The organism is Amycolatopsis kentuckyensis (assembly GCF_002155975.1).
Lineage (GTDB): Bacteria > Actinomycetota > Actinomycetes > Mycobacteriales > Pseudonocardiaceae > Amycolatopsis > Amycolatopsis kentuckyensis.
Genome location: NZ_MUMI01000554.1, coordinates 1 through 17004, shown reverse-complemented (window position 1 = coordinate 17004; position 17004 = coordinate 1). Strand labels below are relative to the sequence as shown.

Sequence of the window (17004 nt, the reverse complement as noted above, 5' to 3'; positions counted from 1 at the left end):
CGGCGGGGATCCGGGACCGGGGCGGGCTGAGCTGGTCCGCTCCGTGGCGGGGCGTGGTGTTCGACCTGCGTTCGCTGAACTCGACGATCCAGCGCGTCGACGAGCTCATCTCGTCGCGCGCGGGTGATCGCTGGCACGGCACGACGCGCGTGCCCGCCGACCGTACGGGCAGCGCGGCCGTCGCCGGCGAGCTGCTGTCCGGGCCGTCACTGGCGCTGCAGAAGCTCGGGCCGTTGCTGGTGCTCGCCGGCGCGGTCGTCTTCTCGGTTCTCGCGGGCGCGTACGAGTACGGGATCGCGGCGGTGCTGAGCACCTTCGTCGCCGGCCTGGTGCTGTGCAGCACCGCCGGGTCGCGGCTGATCACGCGGCTGGCCCACCCCTGCACCCTGTCCCTCGACCCGATGGGCCTGCGCCTGGCCGTCGGCGGCGACCAACGCCTGCTGGCGCGCGCCGACGTGACCGAGGTCGAGGTCTCCGGGCCTTCGACGGCAAGGGTGGTGCGGGCCCGGCTCGGACCCCACACGCGTCCACCCGACCCGTTGCGGCCCCGGTGCTTTGCGTACCAGGAGGAGGAACGGATCGTAGACGTCGTACCGCTGTCTTCGGCCGCCCACGGGTTCCGGCACGGTCTGTTCGCCTATCCGGCGCAGGTCGAGAACCTGGTCGCCGGGTTCCGCCCCGAGCCTCCGGCGCCGAGCGCGCCCACGGCGGAGAAAGCCGTGGTGCTGCGGGTCTCCCGGCAGCCCGGATCGAACCACACCACCATCGCGTCGGCGCTCCGGGCCGGCGGCACACGGATCCTGATCGAGCCCGGTCGCTACGAGGAACGTCTCAAGATCTGGGGTCCGGTCGAGCTGAGCGCGGCGGGCGGACCGGTCGTGATCGAGGCGCCGGACGGGGTCACCCTCGACTGCGCCGGACGGATCACCCTCGACGGGCTGGAGATCGTCAACCGCGGCGTGGCCGCGATAAGCACCTCGGCTCAGCTGAGCTTGCTCCGCTGCACCGTCCTCGCCTTGGGCGAAGTCGCGGTCTCCGCGCTGCGCGACGCCCACCTGACCATGACCGACTGCGAGGTCCGGGCCGGCAGCGTCGAACTGGCCGGTGCGCGCGGGACTTTCGAGCGCAGCCGGTTCATCGACGCCCAACGGCACGCGATCCTGCTCAAGGACGGGGCGCACGCCGAGATCACGGGCTGCTCGATCACCGGAAGCCGTGGCCACGGCATCCACGTGCTGGCTTCGACCGCGCGGATCGAGGAATGCGAACTGCGGCGGATCGGCAACGCCGGGGTGGCGATCGGTGCCCAGTCCGAGGCCGACGTGCTGCGCTGCACCGTGCGTGACACGCACAGCACCGGCATCTCGTACTACGAGCAGGCGCGCGGCACCGTGCGCGACAGCACCGTCATCGGCGCGAAGGACGGCCTGTTCATCGCCCGGGGCTCGGATCCGGCGATCCACGGCTGCCGGTTCGAGCGCTGCCAGGCCACCGGCGTCACCGTCGGAGAGCAGGGGCTGGGACGGCTGGAGGACTGTCACGTCGAGGCGGCCGGGGAAACCGGCATCAACCTCACCGACGGCGCCGACGCCACGCTGCACGCCTGCCGGGTCATCGGCGGACGCAACGGCGTGATGGTGCACAAAGCCCGGGGGACCATCACCGGCTTGACGGCCAGTGGCCAGACCGCCAATGCGGTTCTCGTCCGCGAGGAGGCGTCGCTGCGGCTCAGCGGTGCGCGTCTCGAGCACGCAGGATCCGGGTTCACCGCCCGCGGCAGCGGCGTGACGGTCGCGCTCGTCGACGTGACCATCGCGGACGTGGCCCAGTCGGGCGTCACGCTGGAGAACCGGGCCCGTGCGACCGCGGAGCGGACCACGGTCGAGCGGGCACAGCTGTTCGGCTTCGACTGCCGCGACGAGAGTCATCTGTCCGCCCACGAGAGCGTCATCACCGAGCCGGGCGAGGGTGGCGTGGTCACCGTCAAGGACGCCGCTGTGGACGCCGACGGACTGACAGTCTCCGATTCCCGCCGGGACGGCGTTCTCGGCCGCGACAACAGCCGTCTGACTGTCTCACGGGCGCGGCTGAGGGGCGGTGAGCGCGACGGGCTGCGCCTCGACCCCTCGGTGTTCGGCCGGTTCGAGGACTGCGAGGTGACGGGGTACAAGGGCGAGGCGGTGGCCGCGGGGAACGACCGCGTGGTGATGGTGGACGTGCGGACCGGCGCCACGGCCGAGGAGGTGCGGCAGCCCGAGGCGGGGCCGCTGGCCGAACTGGACCGGATGGTCGGCCTGGAACTGGTCAAGCGGCAGGTCGCGGTCCAGGTCGACCTGTTGCGGGTCGCCCGCTGGCGCGAGAGCGCCGGGCTCCCGGCCCCGCCGACCGCGCGGCACCTGGTGTTCTCCGGGCCGCCCGGCACCGGCAAGACGACCGTGGCCCGGCTGTACGGGCAGATCCTCGCCGCCCTCGGGGCGTTGAAGAAGGGGCACGTCGTCGAGGTCGCCCGCGGCGACCTGGTCGGCGAATTCCTCGGTCTCACCGCCCAGAAGACCGAGAGGGTCTTCGCGCGGGCTCGCGGGGGCGTGCTGTTCATCGACGAGGCATACAGCCTGGCACGACGGTTCGGTGCCGGGTCGGATTTCGGCCAGGAGGCCATCGACGTCCTGACCAAGCTGATGGAGGATCACCGCGAGGAGGTCGTGGTGATCGCGGCGGGCTACACCGAGGAGATGCGAACCTTCCTCGACTCCAATCCGGGACTGCGCTCCCGCTTCTCCCGCACGCTGGAGTTCCGCGCCTACGATCCCGCCGAACTGACCGAGATCATCCGGCTCCAGGCGGACAAGTACGCCTACCGGCTCGCCGCGGACGTCGGCCCCCTGCTCACCGAGCGGTTCGACAAGCGGCAGCGCAGGAGTGACGGCGCCAACGCGCGCGACGCTCGCACTGTGCTGGAGATGATGGTGGAACGGCACGCCGCGCGCCTGGCCGAGAACGCGGCCCCGACGCGGAGCGATCTCGCCGTACTGCTCGCCGAGGACATCCCCGAGAAGGATCCGCTGTGACGGCGGAAGACGGACCGACGCCGGCCGAGCTCGCCATCCTGGAACGGGTGCGGCGCGCCGGCGAGGGCCACGACGTGCTGAGCTGGTTCCTCGGCCCGGAGGCCGCCGCGGTCGCCGACGAGGTCCGCGCCGGAGCCCTGCTGCCGGACGGCATGGTCCGGCGGTCGGCGGCGCTCGCCATCGCTTACCACTACTGGTTCCGCTACCTCGCAGGCCGCGGCACCGAGCCCATGGCGCTGGCCGATGCGCTGCTGTGCTTCGTCGTTCTCCGCGAGGACTCACCGGATCACGTCCCGCCCGTACTGGCCCCCGTGCTCGCCGTCTTCTCCGGTGAGCCCGCCGACGGTGACGTGGAGCCGGGCGACGCCTTCGAGGCAGCCACCGGATTGGTGATGCTCTACCAGACCAGGCGGCATCCGCCGATCCTGATCGGCGCCGAGCGGCTGCTGAGGTACGTGCTCGCGGGCTTGCCGCCGGCCGACGTCGACCGGGGCACCTGCCTGTCCACGCTGGGGCTTGCCCGGCTTTACGCCTTCCACGACGGGGCCGGACACGACACGCTGGCCGAGGCGGTCGGCCACTGCCGCGCGGCCGTCGCCGCCGCGCCCGGTGAGCAGGCCGAGCAGGCTCGCAGGCACGGCAACCTCGGCATCGTCCTCCGGCACTGGTCCGACGCGACGTCGGACGTCGAGACCATGCGCGAGAGCCTGGCGGAGCTGAGGCTGGCGGTGCGCATGGGGACCGCGGACCAGCCCAACCACGCCGGGCACTGCGCCGCGCTGGGCTCGGCTTTGGGCCGTGCGGCCGGTCTTCTCCAGGATCCGGCGATCCTGCCCGAGGCGATCGACGTGCTGCGCCAAGCCCTCGCGACCCGCGACCCGGACGTACCGCCGCCGGCGGCACACCTGGCCGAGCTGGCCACCGTTCTGGTCATGCACGCCGTGGCGAACGACCGGCCCGAGCTCTACGGCGAGGGAATCGACGCCTGTCGCCGGGCCGCCGACACGGCGCCCAACCCGGTCGAGCGCGCCGCCTACCTGGCCAACCTCGCCATGTTCCTCAACGGTCGCTGGAACCTCGATGGCGACCCGAGGGGCCTGGACGAGGCGGAGGCGGCCGCCCGTGCCGCCGTCGGCTGCGTTCCACCCGGCCACCCGTCGCAAGTCATGGCGAACTTCATTCTCTGCGGCGTGCTGCGTTCCCGCCATGGGGTGACGGGCCGCCTCGCCGATCTGGACGAGGCCATCGCCCTCGCCCGGGCGGCACTGGACGCCACGCCGACACCGGACCGCGGCCAGCGGGTCGCCCGTGGCACCGAGCTGGCCGGCCTGCTGCGGCTGCGCGCGGTGGCCGTCGGCACGCCCGACACCCTCGACGAACCCATCGCCCTGCTTCGCGACCTGGAACGGGAAGTTTCCGAGCACTCCGCCGACCGGGCCCGTGTTCTCTTCGCGCTCGCGCGCTGTCTGGCGCACGCTCGGCGAGGTGGGGGCGAAGGGATCGACCGCTTCCGGGAATGCCTCACGCTGCCGCACCCCAGCAGCACTTTCGAGGCCGAAGTGCGGTTCGCATGGGGAAGTGCGCTCGCCCAGAGCGCCGAAGCGGGCGACGAGGACGCGTGGCGGCAGGCGACCGACCAGATGCGACAGGGGCTCGCGCTGCTCCCGCCGACCGACGCGCGCCGCGCCGAGTTCCTCTCCGATTTCGGCGGCATCACGGCGCAGCACGCCTTGAACACCGGCGATCTTGCCGAGTACGAGGAGGCAGTGTGCCTCGGCCGCGAGGCCGTCGCCCACGCCCCGGCGGGCAACACGTCGGAGGCGGCCGCGTACCAGTCGAACCTGGGCGCCGCGTTGGTGAACCTCGCGCACCGGATCGGCGACGCCGCGCTGCTGGCCGAGGCGGTGCAGGCGCATCGCACGGCGGTCGCCCTGAGCCTCGCCGACGACCACCATCGGGCGCACCGCATCGGCAACCTCGGCGGCGCTCTGCAGCGGCTGGCCGAGGTCCGTGCGGATCCCGGCCCGCTCGAGGAGGCCATCGCCGTCCTGCGCGAAGCGGTGGCGTCCACCGCGAACATCCCTGGCAAGGCCCATTGCCTCGCTTCGCTCGGTCAGGTGCTGCGCTCGTTCTCCCGCTTCACCGGCGATCCGGCGCCGCTGTCGGAGGCGGTCGAACGCCACCGCGAAGCGATCGCCGTCCAGCCGGCAACACCGTCGCCGGCGGCACTGCTGGGCCTCGCGAACAGCCTGGCGGACCTTTATGACCACACCGGCGACGACGGCCTGCGGGAAGAGGCCGTGAGGCTGCTCCGGAGCGCCCGGGACCTCATCCCGGAGGCCTCCGACGACAGAGCCGCGGTCCTCACCAGTCTCGGCCACGTCGAGTGGGCCCGGGCCCGCGACTCCGGCGACCACGGCCGGATGGACGAAGCCCTCGCCACTCTCCGCGAGGCCGTTGCCGCGGCGCCCGCTCACCACGGTAGCCGCAGCATGGCGCTGACCAACCTGGGCGTGGGTCTCCTGCAACGCGCCCAGCGCAGCGGTGATCGCACCTGGCACGCCGAGGCCTTGACCGTGCTGCGCCGCGCCGTGAGCGAAGGCTCGCCGACCTCGTTCGACCGCGCCGGACGCCTCAACAACCTCGCCGGCGCGTTGCGTGGCTGGTACGACATCGTCGAAGATCCCGCCGCCGCCGACGAGGCGGCCGACCTGCTGAGCGAGGCGGCATCCCTGACCGGTGGCGAACGCGTGGGCGCGGAGCTGACCGTGCTCAACGTCGGTCTTCTGCTGCACAGCCGGGCGATTTCGAGCGACGAACCCGGCGACGCCGCCGCGGCCCGGCAGGCTTTGGAGGTCGCGGCGACCAGGCTCCGCGAGGGCCATCCCCAGCGCGCAGTCGCCCTGTCCACTCTCGCGTCCGCTTGCCTGCACCACGCGCAGCTCGTCGCCGACGGGACCGAGCCGGTCGTGCGCGAGGCCCTTCGCCGGGCGGTCGCGGTCGCAAGGGAAGCCCTCACCTGTATGCGCGATGACGCCGCGGACCGGGCCGGCGCACTGGTGATCCTCGCCAGGGCACAGGTACTGCGGGCCGAACTCGGCGAGCCGGTCGACTTGACGGAGACCACCCGGCTCGTCCGGCAGGCGGCGGAGAACCCGGCCGCTCCGCTCGTGATCCGCTTGTTCGCCGCCCGCACGTGGGGCGATGCCGCGGCGAGGGCCGGCCGGGACACCGACGCCCTCGACGGCTACGCCTACGCAGTCGATCTCCTGCCCCGCATCGCCCCGCGCAGCCTGGGCCGTGCCGACCAGGAGGACCGCCTCCGGGCCGGTCCCGGGCTGGCCGGCGACGCCGCCGCGTTCGCGCTGCGCACCGGCGATCCCGGCCGCGCCCTCGTCCTCCTGGAGCAGGGGCGGGGTGTCCTGCTCGCGCAGGGCCTCGACAACCGCGGCCAGGTGTCCCGGGTGCGTGACATCGCCCCCGCTCTCGCCGATGAGTTCGAGCGGATCCGCGACCAGCTGAGCGTCGTCCCGCCGCCGCTCCCGGCCCTGTGGACCGACTCCAGCGCCCCGGGCCTGCCGGCCGGCGGGACCAGTGCGGGCCTGAGCACCGAGGCGCGGCACGCGCTCGCCCGGCGCTGGGACGAACTCGTGGCGGAGATCCGTGGCCTGCCCGGGCTCGCGGATTTCCTGCGTGTACCGGACCTGCCGGAACTGCTCGCCGCCGCCGTCGAAGGGCCGGTCGTCGTCGTCAACGTCAGCAGCTACCGATCCGACGCCATCATCGTGACCGCCGACGACGGGATCGTGGTGGTGCCGCTGCGGGACCTGGCTCCCGGGACCGTCCTGTCGAGGGCGGCGCTGTTCATCGAGTGCGTCGAGCAGGCTTACGGCTCGCACGGGGTGGACAGCGCCGTCGTGGCGATGGGCATGCTCACCGAGACGCTGCGCTGGCTGTGGGACACCGTCGCCGCCCCCGTTCTCGACCGGTTGAGCCTGCGCACCGTCCCGCTCGACGAGCCGAGGACCAGACTGTGGTGGTGTCCCACCGGGTGGCTCTCGTTCCTGCCGCTGCACGCCGCCGGACGAGACGGGCCGGACTCCGGCAAGTGGGTCGTCGACCGCGTGCTCCCCTCGTACACGCCGACGCTGCGTGCCCTGCTGCAAGCACGGCGGCATCCGACGCCGGGCGGCCGGACCGTCCCGGCGCCGCTGGTCGTCACGCTTTCCGAGACGCCGGGCGCCGAGCCACTGCCGGGTGTGGACCACGAGGCGGAGACGGTGCTGGAGATCTTCCCGGGCGGGCGGCACCTGTCCGACGCCGAGGCCACGGTCGCTGCCGTGCGCCGAGCACTGCCCGCGCATTCTTGGGTCCACTTCGGCTGCCACGCCGTCAGCGACGCACACACGTCGTCGGCCAGCGGGCTCGTCCTGCACGACGGCCGGCTCACCACCCTCGACGTCGCCGCCGAGCGGCCGGCCCATCCCCAGCTCGCCGTGCTGTCGGCGTGCTCGACCTCCCGGGGCGGCTTCGCCCTGCCCGACGAGGCGGTGCAGCTCGCGTCGTCCTTCCAGCTCGCCGGATACCCCCATGTCATCGGCACGTTGTGGGCCGTGGCCGACGAGCTGTCGACGTACGTGATCAAGGAGTTCTACGCCGCGCTCGCCCAGAACCTCGCCGATGGCGTGCCGATCACCCCGGCCGCGGCCCTGCACGGCCCGACCAGAGCGCTGCGCGACCGCTACGCCAAGGCGCCGCACCTGTGGGCGGCGTACGTGCACACCGGACCGTGACGGTCAGGGCGACTCCGGCGTGTCGCCGCCGGCGGTTCCCACGGCTGTGCCCGACGGTCCCTCCGGCAGCTCCTCCGGCTCGTCCTTGCCGTCGGTGGGCCGGTAGGTGCGCGTGCGTGAGAAACGCGCGACGAGGTCTTCCAGGCCGTCGTCAGGACTTGTGGTCATCGATGCCTTCCTCCGGTGCCGACGGGTGAAGCAGTTCCAGCACTTCGATGTCGGCGGCTTTGACGTACACCCCGGCGCTGCCGGGCATGCGGCTCACGAAGGTACCGTCGGGCGCCATCCGGTACTGGGTCTGCAGGTAGATGTCCCCCGGTTGAGGATAGGCCGACACGGCCGATCGGGATCCGAGCCACCCGCCCACCCACAGCCCGCTCTTGAGCCGCATGCGGACGAAACAGGATCCGCTGTCGTGGAACAGTGCGTCCCAGGCGGTCGGCGTCGGCTCGTACCGCGCCCGCGCGCGGCGGCGGACCCACCACCCCTCGGCCCAGGCCACGATCGACGGCACGACGACCACGAGCAGCAACCCGGTCAGGCCCGCCAGCCGCGGATGTTGCGCCACGCCCCCGAACGGCGTCCCCGCGGCCGATCCCAGCAGCTGCCCCAGCCACGGCCCCAAGGCGACCGCGTACACCGCGTCGAGCAAGGCACCCGCGGCGATGGCCCGCACCAACCGGTTCTGCGGCTCGTTCTCGGCCGCGCGGATACCGCTCAGCCTCTCCCGGACAGCCTGGTAGAAGACGCCAGGAAGCACGAGGACCAGCAGAATCGTCAGCTGCTGGACTGTCCCCGGAATCATGCCGCTCCTTTCTGCCCCGCGCGCCTGACGCTCGCGGCGGAGCGGTCGACCACAGGGTGACACAACCGCCCAGCACGCCGTGCGGCAACCTTTCCTCGTGTTCAGCCCCAGCCTGTGTTCCGTTGCGAGCTCTTGTTCCGCTGTGTGGACGTGCTGGCCGTCCGGGAACGGGGTCCTGAGAATGCCTGCATGACGGGGTTGAACGACGAAACCGCCTACGACCGGGTGCGCGTCGCGCAGTGGCGGGCGGGGGAGGCGCGCATGCCGGGCCTGAGCCGGCGCGACCTGCTGCGGCTGACGGCGGCCGGTGGTCTCGCGCTGGCCGCGGCCGCGACGGCACCGGGGACGGCGTCGGCCGCGGGCCCGATCGTCAAGCCGCTGCCGCCGGAGCTGTTCGACGTTCACGGCAGCAACGCCGAGACGCGCTGGGAAGCCATGAGCGGCCAGGGATACCTGACCCCGGTCGACCGGTTCTTCGTCCGCGACCACACGTCGACCCCGGTGCTGGACGCCGCGACCTGGCGGCTGGAGCTGTTCGGCTCCGGACTGCGCGGCGGGCCGGTCGAGTTCACCTACCAGGATCTGCGTGCGCTGCCGTCCGAGACGATCACCGCGTTCATCGAATGCGCGGGCAACGGGCGGAGTTTCTTCACCAGCCAGCAGGGCCAGGCGGTGAGTGGAACGGCGTGGAAGCTCGGGGCGATCGGGGTCGCGCGCTGGCGCGGCGTCCGGCTGGCGACTGTGCTCGCTCGGGCCGGGCTATCCCGCGACGCCGTGGACGTGCTCCCGGAGGGCCTGGACCAGGACTACGTGGCGGCCGGGGTGAACCTGGGCAAGGTGCGGCGGCCGCTGCCGGTGGGCAAGGCGCTGCAGGACGTCCTGCTGGCGTACGAGATGAACGGGCAGCCGCTGCCGGCCGACCACGGGTTCCCGGTGCGGCTGGTGGTGCCGTCCTGGGCCGGGATCTCGTCGATCAAGTGGCTGGGCCGGATCGAAGTGTCGGCGACGCCGCTGGTTTCGCCGTGGAGCACCCAGTTCTACCGGCTGCTGGGGCCGGACTACCCGGCGGAGGGCACGCTCGTCACCGAGCAGGTGGTGAAGAGCGCGTTCGAGCTCCCCTGGGGCGCGACGCTGGTAGCCGGGCAGCGGCAGGTGCTGCGCGGCCGCTCCTGGTCGGGGCACGGCCGCATCCGGCGGGTCGAGGTCAGCACGGACGGCGCGACCTGGCAGCCGGCGAGACCGATCGGCCACGCCGCCGACCGCGGCTGGCTGCGCTGGGAGTTCCCGTGGCGCCCACGCGAGGCGGGTGCGTACACGCTGCGGGCGCGCGCGACCGACATCACCGGCGCGAGCCAGCCGGACGTCGCGCCGTACAACACGCAGGGCTACCTGTTCGGCGCGGTCGTCCGCCACCCGGTCACGGTCGCCGGATGAAGAGGGTGGTCCGCGCGCTCGTCCGGGCGTTGACCGGCATCGGCTGGGTCCTGGTACTGCCGGTGCCGCCGTTCGAGCCGGGGCTGGCCGTGCCGGTACCGCGGCCCGGGCCGACGTCCTGCTGGTGCTCGTTTCCCGGCGGCCCGGAAGTCGTGTCGCGTTGATCCTGCCGCACGTCACCCGGTCGTGACGCCCGCCGTCGCTGACGCCGGGCTCGGTCTCTTCGTTCCGGTAGTGCGGTTGCGCGCTGCCTGGCTCGGCGCGGACGCGGAGTGGGGGACACCGGCGCCGAGCTCTCGAAGCGGTGGCCGACGCCGCGGACGGTGGTGATCGGATCCCGGTGGGGTTCGAGCTTGGGCCGCAGCTTCCGGCCGCGTCGCCGGCCCGGCCGGCCAGGTCGATCCGGATGTTCACCTGAAGTGCCTCGCCGCTCAGGACCGCGCCGGATTCCGCAAGTGCCCAGTGGCTCGTCTTGAGAAGAATTGACACCTTTCTTGAGAAGTTCTGTATCTCGTCGTTCGTTTTCCGGACAATGATCCCGGTCAGGGTTTTCGTTTTTCAGAATGTGGTACGGAACTGTCGGTGTGCTGGACAGTGCGGTCATGCTCGGCCTATTTTGTGGAAGCCGCAAGGGCGCGGGATAAAAGCGGCGGAACATTCCGGGAAGGAGTTCGGTTGTGACAGCCTTGTCCAGGCCTGCGGTGGCGGTGCTCGCGGCGGTGCTGCTCGGCGGGTGTGCCGTCTCCGGCGCCGGGACCGAGGGGACGGCCGGGCCGCCCGTGCCGGGGGGCACGCTGAACTTCGCGGTCGAGACCGACACCGACTGCCTCGACCCGCAGCAGAGCCCGGTCGACGTGTCGAGCCTGTTGGGGCGGCCGCTGCTGGATTCCCTCGTCGCGCTGGACTCCCACGGGAAAGTGCATCCCTGGCTGGCCGGCAAGTGGTCGATCAGCCCGGACGGCCTCACCTACACCTTCGACCTGCGCGAGGACGTGACCTTCAGCAACGGAGAGCCGTTCGACGCCGCCGCGGTCAAGGCGAACTTCGACCACGTCGTCGCTCCGCGGACCCGGTCGCGGCTGGCCGCCGCCAGCCTGGGGGCCTATCGCGACAGCACCGTGCTCGGCCCTCATCGGGTCGCCATCCGGTTGGCCAAGCCGAATTCGGCGTTCCTGACGGCCGTGGCCGCGGCCAGCCTCGGCATGGAGGCGCCCGCCACGCTCACCGGTGACCCGAAAGCCCTGTGCCGCAAGCTGATCGGTACCGGACCGTTCGTCAGCGCCGAGGGGTACGTGCCGCAGAAGGGCATCGAGTACACGCGGCGTGCGGACTACCGGTGGGCCCCGGAGTTCGCGGCCCACCAGGGCCCGGCCTACCTCGACGGGATCAAGGTGACCGTCGTGCCGGAAAACGCCGCCCGGCTCGGGGCGCTGACCAGCGGGCAGGTGGACGCCATCACCAGCGTTCCGCCCGTCGACGTCGCCCGGCTGCGCTCGGCGCCGGGCTTCGGCGTGCAGATCGCCGAGGCGCCCGGCGGCAACTACAACTACTTCCCGAACACGGCCGCCGGGCCGTTCGCCGACGTACGGGTGCGGCGGGCGTTCCGGGCGGCGATCGACTGGCCGACCATCGTCGACAAGCTCTACTTCGGCGTTTTCCGCCAGGCGAAGAACCCGTTGTCACCGGCGACCCCCGGCTACGACCCGACGGTCGAGTCGCAGTTCTCCTACGACCCCGCGGCGGCCGCGCGGCTGCTCGACGAGGCCGGCTGGACGGGCCGTGACGCCCAGGGGTACCGGACCAGGGACGGCGTCCGGCTGACGCTGGTCCGCCCCTTCCAGAAAGCCTACGTCCGGGAGCAGCGCGACGTCCTGGCCGACCAGATCCAGGCGGGCGCCAGGGCCGCGGGGATCGAGGTGCGCAACGTCAACCACGACTACGCCGGCTTCTTCCGGCTGATCGCCTCCGGCACCGGCTACGACCTCGGCGACTTCAGCTGGCAGCAGGCGTCGCCGGACGCGCTGCGCACCCTCTTCGACAGCGCGAACATCCCGACGCCCGAGACCGGGTTCGGCACCAACTACGCCCGCTACCACGACCGGACCGTCGACGACGCCCTCGCGGCCGCGCTCGCAACGGTGGATCCCACCCGGCAGGCCGAGCTGTACGGTCAGGTCCAGCGCCGGCTCACGGCCGACGCGGCGGTCTTCCCGGTGTACGTCTACGGCAACGTCGTGGGCCTGGCCCGGAAGGTGCAGGGGCTCGGCTTTTCCCCGCAGTCCCAGCCCACCTTCTACGACACCTGGATCGCCCGGTGACCGGCCGCACGCTCCGCATCGTCGGGAGCCGGGTCGCCTCGGCGGCCCTGGTCCTCTGGGGTGCGGTCACACTGGCCTTCGCCGCACTCCACCTGATGCCGGGCGACCCGGTCGACGCCGTGGTCGGCGGGGCCAACCAGGTCACCCCGGAGCTGCGTGCGGAGATCGTCCGCGCCTACGCCCTCGACCGGCCGCTCGCCGTGCAGTACCTGGACTACCTCGGCCGGCTCCTGCGGGGCGACCTCGGTGAGTCCTTCGCGTTGCGGATGCCGGTCGTCGACGCGATCGGGCAGCAGCTGCTCCCCACCCTCACCCTGCTGGTCGCGGCGACCGCGCTGGCGCTGGCCGTGGCGACGGTGGCGGCGCTGCTGACCGCGCACCGGCCCGGCTGGATCCGCGGGCTGTGCTCGGCCGCCGAGGTCGTCGGCGTCGGCGTTCCGGCGTTCTGGCTGGCGATCCTGCTGCTCACGCTGTTCTCCTTCCAGCTGGGCTGGTTCCCGGCGATCGGGGACACCGGGTTCGCCGGCTCGGTGCTGCCCGTCGTAGCACTCACCGTGGCCCCGGCCGGTGTGCTGACCCGGTTGCTGCGCCGCGAGCTCGAACGCACGCTGGACGAGCCGTTCGTGGTCACCGCGCGGGCGCGCGGCCTGACCGAGGCCGCGGTGCGCGTCCGCCACGTCCTCCGGCACGCCCTGATCCCGGTGATCACCCTGGCGGGGTGGCTCGCCGGCACGATGATCAGCGGCGCCGTGGTGGTCGAGAAGGTGTTCTCCCGGCCCGGTCTGGGGCGCCTGACCGTGGAAGCCGTCGACCACAAGGACGTGCCGCTGGTCCTCGGTGTCGTGCTGGTCGCGGCGGCCTTCTACGTCGCGGTGAACCTCGCGACCGACGTCGTCTACCGGCTGGTCGACCCGCGGCTGCGTGACGAGGAGCCGGTCCGATGAGCGTGCTCGACCAGACCCTGGCCGGACGGCTGCGGGGCAGGCAGTGGCGGTTCGGTGTCGTTCTCGGCGCGGCGTTCCTCGGAATCCTCGCCGTGGCCGCGCTCGCGCCCGGACTGCTGACGCGCATCGATCCCGACGCCGCGGACCCGCTGGCGACCCTCCTGCCGCCGAGCGGCGCGCACCTGTTCGGCACCGACCAGAACGGCCGCGACGTGTTCGCGCGCGTGGTGTACGGGACGCAGCCGTCGCTGCTGATCGGACTCGGCGCCGCGGGCCTGGGCCTGCTCGCCGGGATCGTCCTCGGTGTGCTCGCGGCCCAGGGCGGGCGGATCGCCGACCGGGTCGTCTCGCGGCTGCTGGACGTGCTGCTTTCGGTGCCGGGCCTGCTGCTGGTGATCGTGATCGTCGCGTTGCTGGGCCCGCGGACGAGTACGTCGGTCATCGGCTTGGCGGTGGTGGTGACGCCGGTCAACGCGCGGCTGGTCCGGGCGGAGGTGCTCCGCGTACGCGGAGCCGCCTTCGTCGAAGCCGCGCACTCGCTCGGCTGGCGCCGGTCGCAGGTGGTGCTGCGGCACATCCTGCCGAACGTGCTGGGCCCGGTCCTGGTGCTGGCGACGCTCAGCGTCGGCGGGGTGATCGGCGCGGGCGCGTCGCTCAGCTTCCTCGGGCTCGGCCCGCAGCCGCCGACCGCCGAATGGGGCGCGATGCTCGCGGCGGGCCGGGACTACTACTCGGTGGCCTGGTGGCCGGCGGTCTTCCCCGGCGTCGCGGTCACCCTCACCGTGCTGTCGCTGACGGTCGCCGGCCGGTTCGCCCAGTCGAAGCTGGAAGGAGAACCGGCGTGATGAACGAGGAACCGCTGGTCGACGTCGCGGGGTTGCGGGTGTCGTTCGGCCCGCCGCGTGCTGCCGTGTCCGCGGTCCGGTCGGTGTCGCTGACGGTCCGCCGCGGGGAGACGGTCGCCATCGTCGGGGAGTCGGGGTCGGGCAAGAGCGTCACGGCGCGCAGCCTGCTGGGGCTGGTCGGCCGCGGGGCGAGCGTCCACGCGGACCGGCTCCGCGTGGACGGCGTCGACGTGCTGGGGCTCCCGGAACGCGCCTGGCGCGGCCTGCGCGGCCGCCGGGTCGGGTACGTCCTGCAGGACGCGCTGGTCTCCCTCGATCCGTTGCGCAAGGTGGGGGCCGAGATCGCCGACGCACTCCGCGCCCACCGGGTCGTGCCCGCCGGCCGGACCGCCGAGCGGGTCGTCGAACTGCTGCGCAGCGTCGGGGTCGGCCTGCCCGAAGCCCGCGCCGCCCAGTACCCGCACGAACTCTCCGGTGGCCTGCGGCAGCGGGCGCTGATCGCGTCGGCGATCGCCGCCGAACCGGCCCTGCTGGTCGCCGACGAGCCGACCACCGCGCTCGACGTCACCGTGCAGGCCCAGATCCTCCGGCTGCTGTCCGAGCGGCGCCGGGCCGGCACGGCCATGCTCCTGATCAGCCACGACCTGGCCGTGGTGTCCGAGATCGCCGACCGGGTCCTGGTGATGAAGGACGGCGTCTTCGTCGAGCGGGGCACGGTCCGCCGGGTCCTGGACCAGCCCCGGCACGCCTACACCCGGCGGCTGCTCGCCGCGGTGCCGGACGTGCACGTCAAACGGGCGCGGCTGTCGCCCACCATGCCGAGCGACGTCGCCCATCGGCACCCCGTGCCCGACGAGGTCGTCCTCGAGGCGGAGGGGCTGGTCAAGCGGTTCCCCCTGCCGGGGCAGCCGCCGCTGGTCGCGGTCGACCAGGTGTCCTTCCGCCTGCACGCCGGCGAGACCCTCGGCCTGGTCGGCGAATCGGGCTCGGGGAAGAGCACGGTCGGCCGCCTGCTGCTCGGGCTGGGGCAGCCCGATGCGGGAACGGTCCGCGTGCTGGGCCGGCCCTGGGCGGAGCTGGGGGCCCGGGACCGCAGGATGCTGCGCCGCAGCATCCAGGTGATCCACCAGGACCCGCTGAGCTCCTTCGACCCGCGCTACAGCGCCGAGCGCATCATCGCCGAACCGCTGGCCGTGCTGGGGATGGACCGTGCGGAGCGGGCGGTCCGGGTCGCGCGGCTGCTCGACCAGGTCGGGCTCCCGCCGGACGTGCGACGGCGGCGGCCTCGAGAGCTTTCGGGCGGGCAGCGGCAGCGGGTGGCGATCGCGCGGGCGCTGGCCCCGGAGCCCAGGGTGATCGTCTGCGACGAACCGGTGTCGGCACTGGACGTCTCGATCCAGGCGCAGGTACTGGACCTGCTCGCCGATCTCCAGCGGGGGCTGGGAATCGCGCTGCTGTTCATCTCCCACCACCTCGGGGTCATCCGGCACATGAGCGACCGCGTGCTGGTGATGAAGGACGGGCGGATCGTGGAGGAAGGCGATTCCGGTCGGGTGTTCGAAAAACCGTGCCACCCGTACACCCGGGAACTGATGGATTCGGTACCGACGCTGGGGTCGCCGGTGAGCCCGCTGCACCGGGTGCTGCTGCCGCGGGCCGCGCCCCGGATCCTCCCCGGTGACCCGGTCTTTCCCGCTGCCCGTAAGGGCATTGGCGAAATATGGGATTCCTGAACGGAATCTGGAAGCCACCGCGGTGGCGTGCTAGTTTCGATCACGGCGACGTCCACGAGGGACCGGGAATCAGGACTTTCCCCAGGGGTCGCCACTTCGTCTGATTCGGCAGTGTCGCCGGTTCGTCCGCACAGGTGATCGGTCGTGCAGAACGGAGTCCGGGGGTGTCGGCTGCTGGGGGCCGGGGGCGCGGTCGGTGCGTGCGCCGAGCGTGGTTCCGGGCGTCGGCCGCCGAACCGCGTTCGATGGCCGGGAACGGAAACGGGGTATTCGCCGGGCTCGCCGCCTTCGCGCCCGGCACCGGTGTGCGCCGGGGGAACGGGTGGGGAGCATCCATGCACATTCTCGTCGTCGAACAAGAAGTCCCGAACGCACGGTCGCTGGCCCGCGGGCTCGAACGGTATGACCACGAGGTCCACCGGGTCGGCACGGGTGCCGCCGCGCTCGACGCGCAGGGGGCGGCCGACCTGGTCCTGCTCGACCTGGACCTGCCCGACATGGACAGTCTCGAGGTGTGCCGCCGGATCCGGCGCACCAGCTGCACCCCGATCATCGCCTTCAACGAACCGGGGACCGGGCTGGACCGCATCCTCAGCCTCCAGGCCGGCGCCGACGACTGCCTGGAAAAACCGTTCGAATTCCGGGAACTGCTCGCCCGGATGGAAGCCGTGATGCGCCGCGTGTGGCCGAAGGAGACGGCCACCCGCGAATCGACGGCCCTGACCCTCGGCTCGCTCACCATCGACGCGGCTTCGCGCGAAGTGCGGGTGGACGGTGCCGAGGTCGAGCTGACCCGCAAGGAGTTCGATCTGCTGCACTACCTCGCCCGGCATTCGAAGACGGTGGTGACGCGCCAGCGGCTGATGGCGGAGGTCTGGGAGGACCCGGAGTCCCACGTGCTCGGTGCCCGGGCGAGCCGAACCCTGGACACCCACGTGAGCTCGCTGCGGACGAAGCTCGGGCGCAGCAGCTGGATCCTCAACGTCCGCGGGGTGGGGTTCCGCGTCGGTCACGGCTGAACCTGCCTTTCACCGTAGCCGATCGTCGTGACGGCTGTACAGCCG

The 17004-nt window shown here is 72.5% G+C and carries 11 protein-coding genes; 9 read left to right on the top strand and 2 right to left on the bottom strand.

Annotation, left to right across the window (positions count from 1 at the left end):
* Positions 1–3068: right-handed parallel beta-helix repeat-containing protein (locus tag CCN39_RS41610; RefSeq protein WP_143264354.1), on the top strand; the 3068-nt coding region annotated here is incomplete at its 5' end.
* On the top strand, positions 3065–7861 hold the full coding sequence (locus CCN39_RS41605; protein WP_208630616.1) for a CHAT domain-containing protein: 4797 nt from the start codon (positions 3065–3067) through the stop codon (positions 7859–7861). The genes CCN39_RS41610 and CCN39_RS41605, both read left to right, overlap by 4 nt.
* Positions 7862–7864: 3 nt before the next feature.
* Here the strand turns inward: CCN39_RS41605 and CCN39_RS50925 are convergent, their stop codons facing one another.
* Positions 7865–8029, bottom strand: coding sequence for a hypothetical protein (locus CCN39_RS50925; RefSeq protein ID WP_167455335.1), 165 nt, complete (start codon positions 8027–8029; stop codon positions 7865–7867).
* Entirely contained in the window at positions 8013–8666 is a 654-nt protein-coding gene (locus CCN39_RS41600) for a DUF6338 family protein (protein WP_086851866.1), read from the bottom strand. Before CCN39_RS41600 ends, CCN39_RS50925 begins: the two co-directional genes overlap by 17 nt.
* A 189-nt stretch (positions 8667–8855) precedes the next feature.
* Between CCN39_RS41600 and CCN39_RS41595 the strand changes: the two genes are divergently transcribed.
* The 7 genes from CCN39_RS41595 (at position 8856) to CCN39_RS41570 (ending at position 16959) form a co-directional block, all read left to right on the top strand.
* Positions 8856–10100 carry a sulfite oxidase gene (locus CCN39_RS41595; RefSeq protein ID WP_086851864.1) on the top strand — a complete coding sequence of 415 codons (1245 nt, stop codon included), beginning with the start codon at positions 8856–8858 and terminating at the stop codon, positions 10098–10100.
* Entirely contained in the window at positions 10097–10264 is a 168-nt protein-coding gene (locus tag CCN39_RS50405) for a hypothetical protein (protein ID WP_158104596.1), read from the top strand. The genes CCN39_RS41595 and CCN39_RS50405 overlap by 4 nt, the downstream gene beginning before the upstream one ends.
* 513 nt (positions 10265–10777) lie before the next feature.
* On the top strand, positions 10778–12418 hold the full coding sequence (locus CCN39_RS41590) for an ABC transporter substrate-binding protein (protein ID WP_208630615.1): 1641 nt from the start codon (positions 10778–10780) through the stop codon (positions 12416–12418).
* Positions 12415–13362, top strand: coding sequence for an ABC transporter permease (locus CCN39_RS41585; protein WP_244211242.1), 948 nt, complete (start codon positions 12415–12417; stop codon positions 13360–13362). Before CCN39_RS41590 ends, CCN39_RS41585 begins: the two co-directional genes overlap by 4 nt.
* Positions 13359–14207: an ABC transporter permease gene (locus CCN39_RS41580; protein ID WP_086851858.1), complete on the top strand. Its 849-nt coding sequence runs from the start codon at positions 13359–13361 to the stop codon at positions 14205–14207. The genes CCN39_RS41585 and CCN39_RS41580 overlap by 4 nt, the downstream gene beginning before the upstream one ends.
* Positions 14207–15940, top strand: coding sequence for a dipeptide ABC transporter ATP-binding protein (locus tag CCN39_RS41575; protein WP_086851856.1), 1734 nt, complete (start codon positions 14207–14209; stop codon positions 15938–15940). Before CCN39_RS41580 ends, CCN39_RS41575 begins: the two co-directional genes overlap by 1 nt.
* A 335-nt stretch (positions 15941–16275) precedes the next feature.
* The gene (locus CCN39_RS41570; RefSeq protein WP_086851854.1) at positions 16276–16959 is read left to right on the top strand and encodes a response regulator transcription factor; all 684 of its coding nucleotides are present in this window, start codon (positions 16276–16278) and stop codon (positions 16957–16959) included.
* The last annotated feature ends 45 nt before the right edge of the window (positions 16960–17004 follow it).